The organism is Planktotalea frisia (assembly GCF_001890925.1).
GTDB lineage: Bacteria > Pseudomonadota > Alphaproteobacteria > Rhodobacterales > Rhodobacteraceae > Planktotalea > Planktotalea frisia.
In genome coordinates, this window is sequence record NZ_MLCB01000194.1 from 1 (window position 1) to 18,391 (window position 18,391).

The 18,391-nt window shown below is 54.4% G+C and carries 23 protein-coding genes; 17 read left to right on the top strand and 6 right to left on the bottom strand.

What is annotated here, in order from left to right; genetic code table 11:
* A partial coding sequence (locus PFRI_RS17870; protein ID WP_342742267.1) for a zinc ABC transporter substrate-binding protein occupies positions 1-956 on the top strand: 956 nt, incomplete at its 5' end.
* On the opposite strand, the gene PFRI_RS17875 is transcribed toward PFRI_RS17870, so the two are convergent.
* Complete coding sequence (locus PFRI_RS17875) at positions 953-1,909, bottom strand: L-malyl-CoA/beta-methylmalyl-CoA lyase (protein ID WP_072632062.1); 957 nt, start codon at positions 1,907-1,909, stop codon at positions 953-955. The two genes, PFRI_RS17870 and PFRI_RS17875, sit on opposite strands and share 4 nt — an antisense overlap.
* 281 nt (positions 1,910-2,190) lie before the next feature.
* Between PFRI_RS17875 and dgcN the strand changes: the two genes are divergently transcribed.
* From dgcN to PFRI_RS17910, 7 genes are all read left to right on the top strand, one after another.
* A complete protein-coding gene (dgcN, locus tag PFRI_RS17880) occupies positions 2,191-3,192 on the top strand; it encodes an N-acetyltransferase DgcN (RefSeq protein ID WP_072632063.1) in 1,002 nt (333 codons plus the stop codon).
* Positions 3,193-3,251: 59 nt separating this feature from the next.
* Complete coding sequence (gene dgcA, locus PFRI_RS17885) at positions 3,252-4,217, top strand: N-acetyl-D-Glu racemase DgcA (RefSeq protein ID WP_072632083.1); 966 nt, start codon at positions 3,252-3,254, stop codon at positions 4,215-4,217.
* A 3-nt stretch (positions 4,218-4,220) separates the two neighbouring features.
* Complete coding sequence (locus PFRI_RS17890) at positions 4,221-4,844, top strand: cysteine hydrolase family protein (protein WP_072632064.1); 624 nt, start codon at positions 4,221-4,223, stop codon at positions 4,842-4,844.
* Between the two features lie 24 nt (positions 4,845-4,868).
* Positions 4,869-5,732: a D-amino-acid transaminase gene (locus tag PFRI_RS17895; RefSeq protein ID WP_072632065.1), complete on the top strand. Its 864-nt coding sequence runs from the start codon at positions 4,869-4,871 to the stop codon at positions 5,730-5,732.
* A 152-nt stretch (positions 5,733-5,884) separates the two neighbouring features.
* Entirely contained in the window at positions 5,885-6,706 is an 822-nt protein-coding gene (locus PFRI_RS17900) for a hypothetical protein (RefSeq protein ID WP_072632066.1), read from the top strand.
* Positions 6,663-6,920: an OmpA family protein gene (locus PFRI_RS17905; protein WP_072632067.1), complete on the top strand. Its 258-nt coding sequence runs from the start codon at positions 6,663-6,665 to the stop codon at positions 6,918-6,920. The genes PFRI_RS17900 and PFRI_RS17905 overlap by 44 nt, the downstream gene beginning before the upstream one ends.
* Before the next feature lie 19 nt (positions 6,921-6,939).
* A complete protein-coding gene (locus PFRI_RS17910) occupies positions 6,940-7,545 on the top strand; it encodes a helix-hairpin-helix domain-containing protein (protein WP_072632068.1) in 606 nt (201 codons plus the stop codon).
* Between the two features lie 44 nt (positions 7,546-7,589).
* On the opposite strand, the gene PFRI_RS17915 is transcribed toward PFRI_RS17910, so the two are convergent.
* The 3 genes from PFRI_RS17915 to PFRI_RS17925 form a co-directional block, all read right to left on the bottom strand.
* Positions 7,590-7,889: a DUF1244 domain-containing protein gene (locus PFRI_RS17915; protein WP_072632069.1), complete on the bottom strand. Its 300-nt coding sequence runs from the start codon at positions 7,887-7,889 to the stop codon at positions 7,590-7,592.
* An 84-nt stretch (positions 7,890-7,973) separates the two neighbouring features.
* Positions 7,974-8,867 carry a DMT family transporter gene (locus PFRI_RS17920; protein ID WP_072632070.1) on the bottom strand — a complete coding sequence of 298 codons (894 nt, stop codon included), beginning with the start codon at positions 8,865-8,867 and terminating at the stop codon, positions 7,974-7,976.
* 6 nt (positions 8,868-8,873) lie between these two features.
* Positions 8,874-9,614, bottom strand: coding sequence for an N-formylglutamate amidohydrolase (locus PFRI_RS17925; protein ID WP_072632071.1), 741 nt, complete (start codon positions 9,612-9,614; stop codon positions 8,874-8,876).
* 142 nt (positions 9,615-9,756) lie between these two features.
* Here PFRI_RS17925 and pyk point away from each other — a divergent pair, with 142 nt between their 5' ends.
* The 5 genes from pyk (at position 9,757) to PFRI_RS17950 (ending at position 12,731) form a co-directional block, all read left to right on the top strand.
* Positions 9,757-11,202, top strand: a complete 1,446-nt coding sequence (gene pyk / locus PFRI_RS17930) for a pyruvate kinase (protein WP_072632072.1) — start codon at positions 9,757-9,759, stop codon at positions 11,200-11,202.
* A gap of 33 nt (positions 11,203-11,235) precedes the next feature.
* Positions 11,236-11,460, top strand: coding sequence for a hypothetical protein (locus tag PFRI_RS17935; RefSeq protein ID WP_072632073.1), 225 nt, complete (start codon positions 11,236-11,238; stop codon positions 11,458-11,460).
* Between the two features lie 117 nt (positions 11,461-11,577).
* Positions 11,578-11,778: a 50S ribosomal protein L35 gene (rpmI, locus tag PFRI_RS17940; protein ID WP_072632074.1), complete on the top strand. Its 201-nt coding sequence runs from the start codon at positions 11,578-11,580 to the stop codon at positions 11,776-11,778.
* A 13-nt stretch (positions 11,779-11,791) separates the two neighbouring features.
* Positions 11,792-12,157 carry a 50S ribosomal protein L20 gene (rplT, locus tag PFRI_RS17945; protein ID WP_072632075.1) on the top strand — a complete coding sequence of 122 codons (366 nt, stop codon included), beginning with the start codon at positions 11,792-11,794 and terminating at the stop codon, positions 12,155-12,157.
* Positions 12,158-12,251: 94 nt separating this feature from the next.
* Positions 12,252-12,731, top strand: coding sequence for a GNAT family N-acetyltransferase (locus PFRI_RS17950; protein ID WP_072632076.1), 480 nt, complete (start codon positions 12,252-12,254; stop codon positions 12,729-12,731).
* Here PFRI_RS17950 and PFRI_RS17955 read toward each other — a convergent pair.
* A complete protein-coding gene (locus tag PFRI_RS17955; protein WP_072632077.1) occupies positions 12,728-12,982 on the bottom strand; it encodes a hypothetical protein in 255 nt (84 codons plus the stop codon). The genes PFRI_RS17950 and PFRI_RS17955 overlap by 4 nt on opposite strands.
* Before the next feature lie 222 nt (positions 12,983-13,204).
* Here PFRI_RS17955 and pheS point away from each other — a divergent pair, with 222 nt between their 5' ends.
* The 4 genes from pheS to PFRI_RS17975 are packed head-to-tail and all read left to right on the top strand — an operon-like array spanning position 13,205 to position 17,488.
* On the top strand, positions 13,205-14,269 hold the full coding sequence (gene pheS, locus PFRI_RS17960) for a phenylalanine--tRNA ligase subunit alpha (RefSeq protein WP_072632078.1): 1,065 nt from the start codon (positions 13,205-13,207) through the stop codon (positions 14,267-14,269).
* The gene (locus tag PFRI_RS17965; protein ID WP_072632079.1) at positions 14,269-14,583 is read left to right on the top strand and encodes a hypothetical protein; all 315 of its coding nucleotides are present in this window, start codon (positions 14,269-14,271) and stop codon (positions 14,581-14,583) included. The genes pheS and PFRI_RS17965 overlap by 1 nt, the downstream gene beginning before the upstream one ends.
* A gap of 15 nt (positions 14,584-14,598) precedes the next feature.
* Entirely contained in the window at positions 14,599-16,995 is a 2,397-nt protein-coding gene (gene pheT / locus PFRI_RS17970; RefSeq protein ID WP_072632080.1) for a phenylalanine--tRNA ligase subunit beta, read from the top strand.
* 46 nt (positions 16,996-17,041) lie between these two features.
* Complete coding sequence (locus PFRI_RS17975; RefSeq protein WP_072632081.1) at positions 17,042-17,488, top strand: YtoQ family protein; 447 nt, start codon at positions 17,042-17,044, stop codon at positions 17,486-17,488.
* A gap of 9 nt (positions 17,489-17,497) precedes the next feature.
* Here the strand turns inward: PFRI_RS17975 and PFRI_RS17980 are convergent, their stop codons facing one another.
* A complete protein-coding gene (locus PFRI_RS17980; protein WP_072632082.1) occupies positions 17,498-18,196 on the bottom strand; it encodes a glutathione S-transferase family protein in 699 nt (232 codons plus the stop codon).
* Positions 18,197-18,391: the final 195 nt, after the last annotated feature.

Here is an 18,391-nt window from a genome sequence, read left to right on the forward strand (position 1 = left end):
CTACGGTCAGACGTCAACCCGTCAAAAGTCGGGTGCTCGAGGACTCTGTGTATATGAAAAAACTCTACGCTTTGCTTTTCGCTACTTTGACCACGCCAGCAATTGCGGATGTGCCGCGAGTTGTCGTTGATATTGCCCCGATCCATGCGCTTGCCTCGCAAGTGATGGGAGACCTTGGTGCACCAGAATTGTTGATCGAGCAAAGCGCGACGCCTCATTCTTATGCACTGCGTCCTTCGCAAGCGCGTGCGCTCGAGCAAGCGGATTTGGTCCTGATGACGAGCGAGGCTTTGACGCCTTGGTTGCATACGCCGCTCGAGAGCCTTGCGCAGGAGGCATCGGTGATCGAGTTGATGTTGGTAGAAAAGACACGTCATCACGATCTGCGCGAAGGCGAAGAGGGCGACGACCATGATCATGACCACGCGCATGGCGAAGATGACTTGGATCCACATGGTTGGCTTGATCCAGAAAACGCTGCGCTGTGGTTGGGTGTTATTGCGGCAGAGCTTGCGAAGTTAGACGCTGAGAATGCAGAAGTGTACATGGCGAACGCAGAGCGTGCCGTGCAGGAGATAGAGCAGCTCGGACAAAGGCTTGAGGCGCAACTCGCACCGCTCAAAGGCAAACACTACATGGTTTTGCATGACGGTTTTCAGTACTTTGATCGCCGCTTTGATATTGAGTTTGCAGGAGCCATCGCGCTAGGCGATGCCAGCGCCCCGAGCCCCGCGCGCATTGCTGGCGCGCGTGAACATCTGAGCGAGCACAATGTCGCGTGTGTGTTCACAGAGCCTCAGCAGAATGACCGGCTGGTGCAGGTGGTGATTGAGGGAAGTGATGCCAAGACCGCTCAGCTCGATGCACTTGGGGCCAAGCTTTCGCCCGGCCCCGATCTGTATTCCCAGCTTTTGCAAGAGTTGGCCGACAGCTTTGAGCGCTGCCTTGGCGCCTAACCCGCGATCATTTCTGATTGGCGCACGATCACCTCGGCTTGCTTGATGGAGGCAATGTCCACCAAACGTCCTTTGTAAACTGTTGCGCCTTCGCCATTGGCCTTTGCTGTTTCCATAGCCGCTAGGATCTCGCGTGCTTCGGTGACGGCTGCCTCGGATGGGGTGAAGACTTCGTTAGACAACGCCACCTGCTTTGGATGGATCGCCCATTTGCCAACCATTCCAAGGGTCGCAGAACGCAAAGCCTGCGCGCGAAAACCCTCTTCGTCAGAGAAATCGCCGTAAGGGCCGTCCACAGGCAAAACCCCGTGGGTGCGGCACGCAGCAACGATAGCCGCTTGTGCCCAATGCCAAGGGTCGGACCAATAGTTCGCGCCTTCATGGTGCATATAGTAGCCCGCTTGCGTACCGCCGATACCCGTTGTCGCCATGCCCATTGAAGCGGCGAAGTCAGCGGCGCCAAGGCTCATCGCTTGCAAGCGTGGCGAGGCTGCGGCAATTTCTTCGACGTGCGAAATGCCCGCCGCGCTCTCGATGATAATTTCAAACGCGATTGGCTTCTTGCGACCCATCGCAGCTTCGATTGAGGTGACCAAAGCATCCACGGCGTAAATATCCGCAGCGCAGCCAACCTTTGGGATCATAATCTGATCAAGACGCTCGCCGCCCTTTTCGAGCAGATCGACAACGTCACGATACCAATACGGTGAATCCAACCCGTTGATCCGCACGGAAAGGGTTTTGCTGCCCCAATCCACATCACTGATCGCTTTGATCACATTTTCACGGGCGCTGTCTTTGTCCGAAGGTGCGACGGAATCCTCGAGATCAAGGTTGATCACATCAGCTGCACTGCCTGCCATCTTTTCAAAGATCGCTGGACGGGATCCGGGCCCAAAGAGCTGGCAACGATTGGGGCGGGCGACAGGAGTTGGTTGGATACGGAAGCTCATGGCGATTCTTTCGAGTAATTAAATTACGTTTTTCTTGGTGGTTGAGTTATTTCGTTACCGAACTCAGCGCAAGGTTTTTTCTGCGACTGCATTGTGTTTGCTGCAATGCAGAGATCGTTATGATTTTGCATGATAGTTTGATGCGGCTGAATTTTCATCGAACATTTTGCCGATATGCGCAAGATTCTTCGAATAAAATCTAAAATTACTATGTAAACGAGAGAAAATCGCGGACATCACGCTTCAAAAAAGTGCAACACTTGATTCTAGGGGAGACCATCATGATCGAAACACCATATCTACTATTTTTGGGCGACGCGCCTGACCAATTGTCCGCGAAAGTTGCGCAAGGTATCAAAGATTGGCGCCCTGAAAATTCCGTAGGCCAGCTAAGCTTGCCGGGCTGTGGAACCGACGTCGGCTTGAAAGAAATGACTTTGGCCGAAGCGAAAGAAGCTGGTGCAAAGACGTTGGTGATTGGTGTTGCAAATCGTGGCGGCATCATCAGCCAAGCCTGGAAAGAAGTGCTGATCGAAGCGATTGAAATGGGCTATGATCTCGCGTCCGGCCTGCACAACCTTTTGCGCGATGAGGGCGATCTTGTTGCTGCGGCTCAGGTGAATGGTACAACTTTGCACGATGTCCGTGTGCCTACCGTTGGCTATCCAATCGCGAACGGGATCAAGCGCACAGGCAAGCGTTGCTTGGCGGTTGGCACCGATTGCTCTGCGGGCAAGATGTACACGGCTTTGGCGATGGACAAAGTGATGCAGGAGCGTGGTCTCAAATCCACGTTCCGCGCGACAGGCCAGACAGGTATTTTGATCACAGGGCACGGCGTACCGCTCGACGCAGTTGTTGCGGACTTCATGGCTGGCGCAGTTGAGTATCTCACGCCCGACAATGATGAGGACCACTGGGACATGATCGAAGGGCAGGGCAGCTTGTTCCACGTTTCATATTCTGGTGTGACGATGGCGTTGGTCCATGGTGGCCAACCTGACGCGCTGATCCTGTGTCACGAGCCAACACGCAAACACATGCGTGGTTTGCCAACGTTCACGCCGCCAACGCTTGAAACGCTACGCGACACGGCGCTGCCTTTGGCGCAAGTGGGCAACCCAAATTGTAAAGTCGTCGGCATTTCTGTGAACACGCAGCACATGTCCGAAGACGAAGCCAACGCGTATCTGAAAGAAACAGAAGAGCGCATGGGCCTGCCAACGGTTGATCCATATCGCCACGGTGCGGAACGTTTGGTTGACGCGCTCGCCGCGATCTGATGCTTATTGCGTGCGCTGGTTTGATCGGCGCACGCACGGACTATCCAAAGGAAGCCCCCATGCAAATCGATGTTGCGCATGACGTGTTCAAGCTTGCCCAAGTGTTCACCATCTCGCGTGGTTCACGCACGGAGGCAAAGGTTCTCACGGTTTGCCTGACCGACGGCCATGTATCGGGCTGGGGCGAATGCGTGCCATATGCGCGCTATGGCGAAACGATGGAAAGCGTAGAAGCGCAAATTCGCGCACTGCCTGCGGATTTCACCCGTCAGTCTCTGTATGATTTGTTAGAGCCGGGTGCGGCGCGCAATGCGGTTGACTGCGCGCTTTGGGATCTGGAAGCCAAGCAAGCGGGCAAACCCGTTTGGGCACTCGCCGGTCTTGGCAAGCCGGGTCCAGAAATCACGGCCTACACCCTCTCGCTAGACACGCCTGAGAAGATGCAAAAGCAAGCGGCCGAAAATGCCAAGCGCCCATTGCTCAAGATCAAGCTCGGCACGCCAGATGATATGCCCCGCCTAGAGGCCGTGCGTCGCGGCGCACCCAAGTCGCGCATCATTATCGACGCGAATGAGGGCTGGACCGCAGATGTTTACGCCGAACTCGCCCCACATCTCGTTGGCCTTGGCGTTGAACTTGTTGAGCAACCTTTGCCTGCTGGCGAGGATGATATGCTAAGCGAGATAGAGCGTCCTTTGCCGGTTTGCGCCGATGAATCCTGCCATGACCGTGCGAGCTTGCCCAAGCTCAAAGGCAAGTATGATGTGGCGAATATCAAGCTTGATAAGACGGGTGGTTTGACAGAAGCGCTTGCGCTGAAAGAGGCGGCATTGTCGCAAGGGTACGAAGTGATGGTAGGCTGCATGGTCGGGTCTTCGCTGGCGATGGCCCCCGCGACATTGCTCGCCCAAGGCGCGCTATTCACAGACCTCGATGGCCCGCTGTTGCTGGCAGAAGATCGCGCGACGCCATTACAATTTGACGAAGATGGCGTTCACCCACCACTACCGGCGCTTTGGGGGTAAGGCATGGCCAATGCGAACACACCCAAACGCGATCTGATTGAGGGTAAAGCCGCCCTGATCGTGATTGATATCCAAGCGTCGACCTTTATCGACGACAGCGTTGTGCGCTCCATCGATAATATGGACGGCTACAAGGAACGGATGTCGGAAGCGCGCAAAGCCATTGATGGCGCGCGTGCGGCAAATATTCCCGTGATCTTTATCCAAGAAATACATCGCCCTGATTTGATCGATTTTGGTCGAGAGTTAGACGGCGATGAAGATGTGCACTGCCTTGAAGACGATCCAAAGACCGCGCTCGCGGTGAAGGAAATGGGCATCTTGCCGACGGATTATGTCGTGCCAAAACGCCGTTACTCTGCGTTCTTTGGAACTGATTTGAAAATCCTGCTCAAAGGTCTGAAAGCAGACACGCTGATCCTCGTCGGCGGTCTCACAGATGTTTGCGTGCACTACACATTCGTTGACGCGCACCAGCAGGACTACTTCACCCGCGTGATCGAAGATTGCGTTGCGGGTTCGAGCCATGAGGCGCATGACGCCTCGCTCAAAGCAATGGAATATTTACAAACTGGCGCCATTCGCAGTCTTGAAGATGTGCTTCAAGCTATGAAACAAGCCGCATAAATCGTCATTAGAAGGACCAAACAGATGACCCGCACCGTATATGTAAATGGCGAATATCTTCCCGAAAACGAAGCGAAGATTTCCATCTTTGATCGTGGGTTTCTGATGGCGGATGGGGTGTACGAAGTCACCTCTGTGCTTGAGGGCAAGCTGATTGATTTTGACGGTCACGCTGTGCGCTTGCAGCGTTCGCTCGATGAATTGGACATGCAAACGCCGATCTCCAAAGAGGATCTGTTGGAGGTGCATCGTGAACTCGTGCGTGTAAACGAAATTGATGAAGGCATGATCTATCTTCAAATTACCCGCGGCGCGCCTGATGATCGTGACTTCGTCTTCCCCGATCCTGAAACAACGCCACAGACGATCGTCCTGTTCACGCAGAACAAGCCGGGCCTTGCCAACTCACCAACTGCGAAAACTGGGATCAAAGTGATCTCTATCGAGGATGAGCGCTGGGGTCGCCGCGACATCAAGACGGTTCAGTTGCTCTACCCGAGCATGGGCAAGATGATGGCGAAGAAAGCGGGTAAAGACGATGCTTGGATGGTCGAGGACGGCTTCGTAACCGAGGGCACGTCTAACAACGCCTACATCGTCAAAGGCAACAAGATTATAACGCGCGCTTTGTCCAACGACATTTTGCACGGCATCACCCGTGCAGCGGTCCTGCGTTTCGCGCGCGAAGCGCAGATGGAAGTCGAAGAACGCAATTTCACCATCGATGAAGCAAAACAGGCAGATGAAGCGTTTATCACCTCAGCGTCCACATTCGTGATGCCCGTTGTAGAGATTGACGGCGTGTCGCTTGGTGATGGCAAGGTTGGATCAGTCACACCGCGCTTGCGTGAGATCTACCTTGAAGAAAGCCTCAAGAAAGCGATCTAATTCTCGTTCATTAAAAAGACGCCCGCGCCTTGCACCGCATCGCGCGGGCGTTTTGCGTTCTACTCGCGCGCTTTCCCCTTGCGCAGAGGTCCGCTGATCCCGTTTGTAGCACTCAGAAAAACTTGTAATCTTGCGATTATATGAAGCAATAAATGGGTGCGGAGATGCGGAAATTCCTTGGCATAGTGGTGCTGGCAGCAGGTGTTGGCGCTTTGGTATATTGGGGTGCGAAAGATAACGCACTTGATATGCAAAATGCGATCTCTGAGCGGGCCGTTGCCGCGGTTTCGGGCGCTGTGCATGGCGTCACAACTCGTGTGGACGGTCGTGACATCCGAGTAACGGGTCTCGCCGATAGTGACGCTGAACGCGATGCTTTGCTTAGTGCTTTGAATGGGGTCGAGGGCCGTCGCGTCGTGCTCGATGAGCTCGAAATATTACCAAGCGCGGATCCCTACACAATTGCAGGCACCCGCAAAGAGGGTCAAACGCTTTTGCAAGGCAACGTACCAAGCGAGGCGATGCGCAGTGTTTTGAGCGAAACAGGGGCCGCCGGTGTTGATGGCTTAACGCTCGCCTCTGGTGCGCCGGACCGTTGGGAAACAGCGATTGGTGCGGGTCTTGGCGCGTTGACGCAAATGGACGAAGGATCGGTGTCTTTGACAGGGCAAACCTTGCGCTTGACGGGTCTCGTCGATCAACCAAGCGATCGAGATACGCTGATCAGCTCGATTGCTTTGCCCGATGGCTACACGCTGCAAAATGACATTGAAACGCGTGATGATGGCGAGCCGATTGCATATAATATCAACTACGATGCGTCCAAGGGCGTGACCGTGGAGGGCAAACTGCCCAATGGTCTTGATCTTGCGCAAATCGGCGACGCACTTGGCGTGAGTAAGGTAAACGGTAACGTGACGACTGCGATGAATGGCAATCCTATCACGTTGCGTGCGTGTTGGTTTGGCGGCTGAACTTGGGGGTCATACGGACAACACAGGCACTGGCAATTACGAACTGAGTGCTGCGCGTGCTGTTGCCGTGAGTGAAGCGATGATTGCGCGTGGTGTCCCGCGCGAAGCAATCTCAGCCGTGGGTTTCGGCCCCAGCAAACCAATAGCAGACAATGCGACCGAAGCAGGCCGCGCCGCGAACCGTCGTACCACAGTGCGCTGGACGCAACAGTAAGACTTGAAAGGAAAGACAAATGTTTCGTGAATGGGGCTTTTTGATAAGTGAAATGGTCGTGCTGATCCTTTTGGCAGCACTTCTAGGGTTGTTCGTAGGTTGGTTAATCTGGGGTCGCCGCAAGGTGGTTCTGGACACAAGCGAAGCAGATCGCCTGCGCCGCGAACTAGACGCGTGCAAAGCAAAGCATGCCGACAAAGATGCGCGTATCGCAGCGCTTGAGGCCGATGTGTCCTCTGCTCAGGTTCAATCCGCTGAGACCGTTCAGGCCGAAGAGGTCCAACCGACCGACGCAATCGATTACGACGGGGACGGCGTGATCGAGGGAGAGAACGAAGGCGTGAAACCAGCCACACTAGATGCCGCACGCGGTGGTGTTGCAGATGATCTCAAACAGATCAAAGGTATCGGCCCCAAGATGGAAAAGATGTGCAACGCGCTTGGCTTTTTCCACTTCGATCAGATCGCAGCGTGGACGCCTGATGAAGAAGCATGGGTCAACGCGAACCTCGAAGGTTTCAAAGGTCGCGTAAGCCGTGATGAGTGGATCGCTCAAGCCAAGTTGCTCGCCGCTGGTGGCGAGACAGAGTTTTCCAAGCGAGTCGAAGGCGGCAACGTTTACTAAACAAGTGACAGCTCTGCGGGATCACTCTCGCAGAGCCATTCTCATCAGGTCGCGTTTTTGTGAGACACCTCAAACGCGGCCTTTTGTGCATCTGTGGCATCCGCCTGATACTTCGCGCGCCACTCCCCAAACGGCATGCCGTAGAACGCTTCGCGCCCTTCATCTTTGCTCATCTCGATACCGCGCTCATTGGCGGCTTCTTGATACCAACGCGATAGGCAGTTGCGGCAAAACCCGCTCAAATTCATCATATCAATGTTTTGAACATCCGTGCGCTCGGCCAAGTGATCGCGCAAACGGCGAAAGGCAGCGGCTTCAAGTTCGAGTTGCGTCTGTGCGTCCATTGGGCTGGCTCCTGTTAATGCGGCTTTGACGTAACATGTGTTCCGCCCTGACTTGGATCAAGCGCTAAACAGCTTGAACAGCTACTAATTCTCAACGTGCTTGGGTGCTTTTGGCCCCAAGAACGTCACCATCAACGCAGCGAACGTAATGGCAAAGACACCAATCAGCCCCATGGGGCCGGGAACGATTGAAAATAAGATCACATCAAACCCAAGCGCCCATATCAAACCTGCGAAATCGAAAGGCGCAAGCGTGCTAACGGGCGCGCGCGCAGTCGCTTCATTCGCAACGATATGGCCAATGCCGCCCAGAAATCCAGCAAGCGCGAGCCAGCCAAACATCGTATTGCTTAACTCGATCCACCCCAAAACAATCGTCCCAAGCCCCACGACAGACCCAACCAAAGCTAGATAAAACGCGATTGATGCACTGCTTTCTGTTAGCGTCATTGTCTTGGTGTGGACCCTCACGAAGGCCATTGTGAACGCAAAAACCAACCCTGCGGCAACACCTATCAAAGCGCCCTCGCTCGGTAGGGTGAACGCATCCCAGAGCAAGAAGATTACACCGCAAAAGCCCAGAAACACTGCGCCAAAGATGATCGCGGTGAGTTTTTCCTTCAACAAAACCGCAGCAAGCGGCAGCACCAGGATCGGCGCGAGATAACCAAGCGCTTGTGCGTTGGCCAAGGGCAGGTATGCGAGTGCGGTGAAAAACATCGCCATTGCAAAAACACCCAACAAGCTGCGTGTGACATGCAGGCGAGGATGTTTGGTACGCAGCGCGCTCGGGAATTCGCGCCGCCATATCATGTATAGGCAAATGGGGATCAGCGCTAAGAAAGAGCGCCAAAAGATCAGCTGTCCGAGGGGCACAGTCTCCGCGGTGACGCGCACAGCGGCAGACATAGCGGTCATTAAGAAGGTCGCAAGAAGTCGCAGACCAATGCCTGCTATAAAATCTTTGCGCGCGCTCATGCTCTCCTACGCGATCACATCAGCGAGCGCTTGCTCAAGCAATGGCGCCAGCCTTTGCGCCCATGCTTTTTGCTGCGCTTCGGTGTCGATCAAGTCATTGCGCAACTCGATCAACACGTTGAGGTGCCCATGTTGCAGCGCATGCGTATCCACTGCATCGCCGGGTAAATGCCCCAAGTACGGTTCGTTGTCGCCGATTGTCAGGTCTTTCTCGCCGCTCAGAACCGTCAACAAGGCCCGTGCGAGGCGATCATCATCTGCATACAGAACACCAACTTCCCAAGGCCGCATTGGGCGTCCTTTAAGCTGCGGTGTGAACGAGTGGATTGATAGCAAAACAGGATCAGCGCGCCGCGTCATCAAGGCGTTGAGTGCAGTGTGATAAGGGCGGTAACACGCCTCCATGCGCGCCTCGAGCTCGTCAGGTCCTGCATGGCGGTTCGCGGGAATTAGCGTGCCATCGTAAAGCTTCATTAACAAAGTTGGGTCATCACTGCCGCGATTAGGATCAATCACGAGGCGCGAGAAATTTGAGCATATCACAGGACCGTCGAGCAAAACGCCCAACTCCTGCGCAACCCCCGCCGCGCCAATGTCATACGCGATATGGCGGTTCATATCCTGTGAACTGATGCCGAGATCGCCGCCATTGACGAACGCAGGGACCGTATTGGCCGCATGATCACTGGTTACGGTCCATCTGCTGTTGCGCGTTGTGCCGAATTCAAAGAAAGGCTGGTAAGTCACAAATCTGTTTCCTAGTTTGAATAGCGAATAGGATAGTTGCCGAGCAATGTGAAATGCGCAATAAGCAGCACAAATTGTTAGCGGTAACACTTTCGTTCGGAAAGTGAAGTCGTGTGACGCCGAAGTGGAATGGAAAAAAGATATGAAACGCGAACGCAGTGTAAAAATCGTAGCCACGCTGGGGCCAGCTTCTGACAACTACGAGATGATCCGCAAGTTGCACGAAGCAGGCGCAGATGTCTTTCGCCTCAATATGAGCCACGGCAGCCACGAAAAAATTGCTGAATTGCACGCGATCATTCGCAAGGTTGAAGAAGATCTTGATAGCCCCATCGCGATTCTTGCGGACCTTCAGGGACCGAAACTGCGCGTTGGTGAGTTTAAGAACGGGTCTGAAGAGTTAGAAATCGGCGCTGACTTCCGCCTTGATCTGGACGATGCACTGGGTGATCTGAAACGTGTGACGTTGCCGCATCCTGAAATTTTTGCAGCGCTGGAAGCCGGTGCATCGCTTTTGGTGAACGACGGTAAGATCCGTTTGAAAGTCAAAGAATGCGGTGCTGACTACGCGGATTGCGAAGTTGTCATTGGCGGTACGATTTCCAACCGTAAGGGCGTGAACGTTCCTGACGTTGTTCTGCCGCTCGCGGCTTTGTCCGAAAAAGACCTCGCTGACCTTGAGTTCGTTTGTGAACTTGGCGTCGATTGGCTCGCGCTTTCGTTCGTGCAACGTGCCAAGGACGTTTGGGATGCGCGTGATCTGGTGAAAGGCCGTGCTGCGGTCCTGTCCAAGATCGAAAAGCCATCTGCGGTCACCAGCTTTGACGAAATTCTTGATGCCTCTGACGGTATCATGGTTGCGCGCGGCGACTTGGGTGTTGAACTGCCTGTTCAAAACGTCCCGCCAATCCAGAAACGTCTGGTGCGCAAGTGTCGCGCGGCGGCAAAGCCTGTAATTGTTGCGACACAAATGCTTGAGAGCATGATCGAAAGCCCGATGCCGACTCGCGCCGAAGTGTCCGACGTTGCCACAGCGATCTATGAAGGCGCGGATGCGATTATGCTCAGCGCGGAAAGCGCGGCGGGGGACTATCCAATCGAAGCGGTTCAAACGATGGACAACGTGGCGCGAGAAGTTGAAAATGATCCGACCTATACAGAAGTTATCGAGTCTTCGCGCACAGCTGCGCGCACGACTGTGGCTGATGGTATTGTGGCTGCGGCGCGTGAAATCGCAGAAACCACCGAAATCAAAGCGATCTGTTGCTTTACGCAAAGCGGCACGACTGCGCTCTTGACGGCGCGTGAACGTCCGCGTGTGCCGATTATCGCAATGACGTCCCAGCTTCGGACAGCGCGACGGTTGGCACTGACCTGGGGTACGCTTTGCGTCATGACCGGCGAACTTGAGCGTTTCAAAAGCGCTGTTGTTTCAGCGGCGCGCGCGGCTCGAGCAGCTGGATTGGCGAGTAAAACCGATCAGATTGTTGTGACAGCGGGCGTTCCTTTTAACATCCCCGGCACGACCAACATCCTCAGGGTTGCACCCTGCGATGAACGTTTGATTTATGCGTCTGATCCAGAGTAGCGTTCTCATCACTTTATGAGTGAGGGAACTGTTATGAGCTATGATCTTGCGTTGGTCCTCGGGATTGTGATCTCGGGATTCTCGATCCCTGCGATTGTTTCTGCATTTTCAGATAGCCGTGCACCGCGCGCGGCATCGCTGATGGTATTGCTTGGCGGCGGTCTTGTGGCATGGGCCGTTATCGAAAAACCGGGGGGATATACGATGGATCAAATTCCCGATGTGTTTATGACAGTCGTCCGCGATCTCGTCGGATAAACTTAGCTCTTGCGGAATCTATCGTTGCGTCCTAAACGACGATCTCTAATCCGCGCGTCCGGCTAATTTGGCATGCCGAGAGCGCGCGTTTCTACCGACCCGAAAGAGGAGACGGAAATGCCTAAGATGAAGACAAAGTCGAGCTGCAAAAAGCGGTTCAAAACAACGGCCAGTGGCCGCGTGGTCGCAGCTCAAGCCGGCAAACAGCACGGCATGATCAAGCGCTCGAACAAATTCCTTCGCAATGCACGTGGTACAACCACACTCGCGGCTGCTGACGAGAAAATCGTCAAGTCGATGATGCCCTACGCTCGTTAAGGAGATTTGAGATATGTCACGCGTTAAAGGTGGTACAGTAACCCACGCCCGTCACCGTAAAGTCGTCAAAGCAGCCAAAGGCTACTACGGACGTCGTAAAAATACATTCAAAGTCGCAGCACAGGCCGTTGATAAAGCGAACCAGTACGCGACACGCGACCGCAAGAATCGTAAGCGCAGCTTCCGTGCATTGTGGATCCAGCGTATCAACGCTGCTGTGCGTAGCCACGACGAGGCGCTGACATACAGCCGCTTCATCAATGGTCTCACGCTTGCGGGTATCGAAGTAGACCGTAAGGTTCTTGCCGACCTCGCAGTACACGAGCCAGAAGCGTTCGCAGCGATTGTTGATCAAGCGAAAGCAGCAATGGCCGCGTAAGCGCCAGAGCGATCTGTAGTTACAGAAGGCCTCAACCGCTTGGTTGGGGCCTTTTTCATTTGTTTGTAGGGTGATTGCGGTCTAGTTTTTTAGGATGAACTTTGAAATCCAAAATATGTCGCATGATCAGATCGATGCTGTTGCTGAGCTTTGGCATGTCGGCTGGATAGACGGACATGCCGCTGTTGTCCCCGCTACCCTTGCTTCCTTGCGCACGTTTGAAAGCTTTCAAAAGCGTTCGAGGGATCATTTGAAAGACACGCGCGTTGCTGTGCAATCAGATGTGTTTTTGGGTTTCACAATGGTTCAAGCAGATGAAATCTATCAGATGTATGTGGGCGCACATGCGCGCGGCACGGGTGTTGCACAAGCGCTGATGCTAGATGGGGAAGCGCGAATCAAGGCGCAGGGCTATGATGTTTCGTGGCTGAGTTGCGCGGTTGGTAACGAACGCGCTGCACGGTTTTACGAGAAATCGGGCTGGGTCAACAAGCGCATCGAAACAGTTGGCCTCGATACGCTTGATGATCCGTTCTATCTTGATGTGTGGCGGTTTGAGAAAGACCTGCGCTAGCCTTGTAGCATGCGCGGGCAGACGGCAGTGGCATTGCGCCCGCCGATATGATGCGGGTTCTGGATCAGCATCCAGATTACACTTTGCCCCGGCGCTTGCGTGCGCGTGTACGAACATCCGTTCGGCGCAATATACCATTGACCGGTTTGCGCGACGGCGGGGGTCATAAATGTGCGTGGCGCAACTTGTGCATCCGCTGTGACGGCACCAAAGGTCAGTGTGGCAGCGGTGAGAGCAAAGATCAGTTTCATCGTATCAATCCCTTTGTGGCTTTCAGTTTCCAAACGGTCCAAAAGCGGACCTTGAGCCTATAAGCCGCGCAATTGGGGCACCTCGCGTGGCAAGAAAGTGGCGAAATTGGGCAGAACCTTTGCGATTTTATTAAAGCGACTGCGGCATCTCGTGCCCCTCTCGCTTGCGCGCGCTGGGCCAAGCGGGTAACTCGTGCGGTAACACATGAGGCGAGGTCCGTGATGGATGATCTAAGAGAGAAATACGTAGGTTTGATCGCGGCTGCGTCAGATGAAAGCACGCTGGAAGACTTGCGCGTGCAAGCGGTGGGTAAAAAGGGCGAGATCAGCCTGCAAATGCGCTCACTCGGCAAGATGAGCGCTGAGGAACGTCAGGTTGCAGGTCCAAAGCTGAACGCTTTGAAGGACGAGATCAACTCGGCTTTGGCGGCGAAGAAAGTCGCTTTGGGCGATGCCGCTTTGGAAGAGCGCCTGCGCGGTGAATGGCTCGATGTGACTTTGCCTGCGCGCGAGCGTCCAGCAGGGTCTATCCACCCGATTTCGCAGGTGACAGAAGAGGTCATCGCGATCCTTGCCGATCTTGGGTTCAAAGTCGCAGAAGGTCCACAGATCGAGAGTGATTGGTATAACTTTGATGCCTTGAACATCCCAGGCCACCACCCTGCGCGCGCTGAAATGGATACATTCTACACGCACCGCGCGGAGGGCGATAATCGTCCGCCGCATGTTCTGCGCACGCACACCAGTCCTGTGCAAATCCGTCACATGGAAGCCAATGGCGCGCCGTGTCGCATCATTTGCCCCGGTCGCGTGTACCGCGCCGATTATGACCAAACGCACACGCCGATGTTCAACCAAGTCGAGGGCCTCGCCATTGACAAGGACATCTCTATGGCGAACTTGAAATGGACGTTGGAGGAGTTCTTCTCTGTCTTCTTCGGGACAGAAGTCAAAACCCGTTTCCGCGCCTCGCATTTCCCGTTCACGGAACCCTCCGCAGAGGTGGATATCCAGTGCCGCTGGGAAAACGGCTCTGTCAAAGTGGGCGAGGGCGATGACTGGCTCGAAGTGCTCGGCTCTGGCATGGTGCACCCGAAGGTCTTGCAAGCGGGCGGCATTGATCCGGCTGAGTGGCAGGGCTTTGCCTTTGGCATGGGCATCGACCGCATGGCGATGCTGAAATACGGTATCCCCGATTTGCGCGCGTTCTTTGATTCAGACCTACGCTGGTTGCGGCACTATGGCTTTGCGAGCTTGCAGCAGCCTAATCTGGCGACGGGGCTGTAATGGCCGCTCCCCAAGTCTTCACAGATTTCATCGACGAAATGCGCGCAGAGGCACCGAACCTCGAAATCACGCAGATGTTCGGGAAGCCTTGCGCAAAGCTAGGTGGGGGCAAGCCTGTGTTGTCGTTTTATCAGGACAGCATGGTATTTAAACTGGGCGTTACCCGCGTCCAAGAGATTTTCGCGACCCACCTTGAGGCCGTGCCATTTGACCCTTCGGGCAAAGGCAGACCGTTCAAGGATTGGGTGCAAGTGCCTGAGGGCATTGATACGGATTGGCAGGCTTTGGCGCGTGAAGCGCTGGGCCTTAAGTAAACAGGAAACGACGCGATGAAATTCACACTGTCCTGGCTGAAAAAGCACCTCGAGACCGAGGCGTCTTTGGATGATATTCTCTATGCTTTGACCGATCTCGGTTTAGAAGTGGAAGAGGTGAGCAACCCTGCGGACAAGTTGAAAAGCTTTACGTTGGCAAAGGTTCAGAGCGCTGAACAGCATCCCGACGCGGATCGTTTGCGCGTGTGCCAAGTGGAGACCAACGAAGGTTTGCAACAGATCGTGTGCGGCGCACCCAACGCGCGTGAAGGGATCACCGTGGTCCTTTGCAAGCCGGGCGACTATGTGCCCGGCATCGATGTGACGCTGTCCGTGGGCAACATTCGCGGTGTTGAAAGCCACGGCATGATGGCGTCCGAGCGTGAGCTGGAATTGTCTGAAGAGCATGACAGCATTATCGAGTTGCCCTCTGGTGAAGTCGGTCAGACCTTCGTCGATTGGTTGGCCAAGAATGATCCAAGCAAAGTCGATCCGATGATCGAGATTGCGATCACGCCGAACCGTCCTGACGCTTTAGGCGTACGTGGTATTGCGCGTGATTTGGCGGCGCGTGGCCTTGGTGTAATGAAGCCTTGCGATGTAGAAACAGTGCCTGCGACGGCCTCTTCCGACCTGTCAGTCGTCATCGAGAATGATACGCTTGATGGCTGCCCTGTCTTTTGTGGTCGCGTGATCACTGGAGTCAAGAACGGCCCATCCCCTGCATGGCTGCAAGATGCGCTGCGCGCGATTGGGCTGCGTCCGATCAGCTTCCTTGTCGATGTGACCAACTATTTCACATATGATCAGAACCGTCCTTTGCACGTGTTCGACATGGATAAAGTCAAAGGTAACCTGCATGTGCATCGCGCGAAAGGCGGCGAGACGATCGTCGCTTTGGACGACAAGGAATATACGCTGCAAGCAGGTCAAATGGTGATTTCTGACGACAACGGTGTTGAGAGCATTGCAGGTGTCATGGGCGGTCTTGCGAGCGGTTGTACGGACGACACCGTGAATGTTTTCGTTGAGAGCGCTTATTGGGATCCGATCCAGATTGCCTATACGGGTCGTGCTTTGAAGATCAATTCCGACGCGCGCTATCGTTTCGAGCGCGGTGTTGATCCTGCGTTCACACCTGTTGGCCTTGAGCATGCGGTACGTATGATCGTGGATCACGCGGGCGGCGAAGCGTCCGAAGTGATCCAAGCGGGCACTGTCCCTGATGTGTCGCGTAGCTATAAGCTTGATACGGATCGCTGCTCGTCTTTGGTGGGTATGGAAATCGCGGCAGATCGGCAGCGAGCGATTTTGACAGCGCTCGGCTTTGTGATGGACGCAGAAATGGCTGCGGTGCCGAGCTGGCGCCCAGACGTGCAAGGCGAAGCCGACCTCGTCGAGGAAGTCGCGCGTATTGAATCGCTCACTGGTCTCGTTGGCAAACCTTTGCCGCGTTTGCACGACGGCGTGACGCGCGCGATCCTGTCGCCTGCACAACTACGCGAACGTGCTGCGCGACGCACGGCGGCGGCGCTTGGGTATAATGAATGCGTGACGTACAGCTTTATCGATCAGCCCTCTGCTGCGTTGTTCGGTGGCGGCAGCGATGCGACAATGCTGGCCAATCCGATCAGTTCTGAAATGAGCCACATGCGCCCGCAGCTTTTGCCGGGCCTTTTGCAAGCTGCTGCGCGCAATCAAGCGCGTGGGTTGATGGATCAGGCTCTATTCGAAGTGGGTACTGCGTTTCATGGCGGTGAGCCGGGCGAGCAGCACGTTCAAGTTTCGGGCTTAATCGTTGGACGGACTGGTCCGAAAGATGTGCATGGTGCCTCGCGCGGCGTCGATGTGTTTGATGTGAAAGCCGATGCCGAAGCAATCTTGGCAGCGGTTGGCGCGCCTGCAAAGGTGCAAATTCAACGCGGCGCAGAGGAGTGGTGGCATCCAGGCCGTCATGGCAAGATTTGCCTTGGACCAAAGAAAATTATGGGCGTGTTTGGTGAAATTCATCCCAAAGTACTGGCGGCAATGGATGTCAAAGGACCTGCTATGGGCTTTACCATCTGGCCCGCTGAAGTGCCTCTGCCCAAGAAGAAAAGTGCCACGCGCCCAGCTTTGATCTTACGTGATTTGCAAGCAGTGGAGCGTGATTTTGCCTTTGTTGTGGATGCAGATGTGGAAGCGTTGACGCTGGTGAATGCGGCTGCGGGCGCGGACAAAGCCTTGATCGAAGACGTGCGCGTGTTTGATGAATTCATTGGCGGATCCTTGGGTGAGGGCAAGAAGTCCATCGCAGTGACTGTGCGTTTACAGCCTGTGGAGAGCACCTTGAAAGAGGCAGAGATCGAAGCAGTTGGCGCGAAGATTATCGAAAAGGTCAGTAAAGCCACCGGTGGTGTTTTGCGCGGTTAACGAATTTTATAGAAAATTCGAAACATACCAAAGAGAGGAAGACGCGATGCTTAAAGTATATCTATCGGGTGAAATTCACACGGATTGGCGTGAGCAAATTATCGAAGGCGCCAAAGGGCTTGATGTGTCTTTCGCTGCACCTGTCACGGATCACGCAGCCAGCGATGATTGCGGTGTCGCGATCCTTGGGGAAGAGCCAAACAAGTTTTGGCATGACCACAAGGGCGCTATGATCAATGCGATCCGTACGCGAAAAGGCATCACCGATGCAGACGTTGTCGTCGTGCGCTTTGGTGAAAAATACAAGCAGTGGAATGCAGCGTTTGATGCAGGCTATGCGGCTGCCCTTGGCAAATCGCTGATCATCCTGCATCAAGATGAGCATCAGCATGCGCTGAAAGAGGTCGATGCGGCGGCTTTGGCGGTGTGCAAAGAACCCTGGCAAGTGGCCGAAATTCTTCGCTATGTTTTGACCAGCAAACTACCAGCTTAATCGCAGGCACTAAGGACGGGGCGGCGTATTCAGACCCGTTTGAACACTGGGTCGTTCAAGAAAACGCTCGAGATAAGCGACCGCATTTTTATGATCCTTCCAACCAAGCACTTCGCGTGCGCCATAAAAATCGAGTGAACGCAACCAAGGGGCAATCGCGATATCTGCGATAGAGTAATCGCCCGCAATCCAGTCTTGGCCTTCGAGCTGTTTGTCTACCACAGCCAAAAGACGCTTGCCTTCTTCAATATAACGCTGACGCGGGCGCGGATCTTCGATCTGCGAACCTGCGAATTTGTAAAAGAAGCCAAGCTGGCCAAACATCGGTCCAAGCCCACCCATTTGGAACATCAACCACTGTGTTATCTTGGCCTTGTCAGTCGCGCTTGAGCCGATCAGCTTTCCGGTCTTTTCAGCCAGATACAACAAGATCGCGCCGCTTTCAAAAAGATCGATCGGTGAGCCGTCGGGTCCATTTGGATCGATGATCGCTGGAATCTTGTTGTTTGGGTTGAGCGACAAAAAGGCGTCACTTTTAACGTCGACGTCTGAGAGGGTCACCAAATGCGCTTCGTAGGGCAAGCCCATTTCTTCCAAAGCGATTGAGGCTTTTACGCCATTGGGCGTGGGGAAGGAATACAGTTGAATTTTGGATGGGTCCGTTGCTGGCCACCGCACACTGATACCAAAGCTTGTTAGATCATTCATTGCGTCTCTCCTAATTCATTATGACAAACCTAATCGCTTTTTCCCATTAAAACAGTGACAAGTCTGTGCGAAATCAGCATATGGAACCTGCGCAAATACAACAAAACAAAGCGCAGGCCAGGGTAACGGAAATTAAGGACTATACACAGAGTCCTCGAGCACCCGACTTTTGACGGGTTGACGTCTGACCGTAGA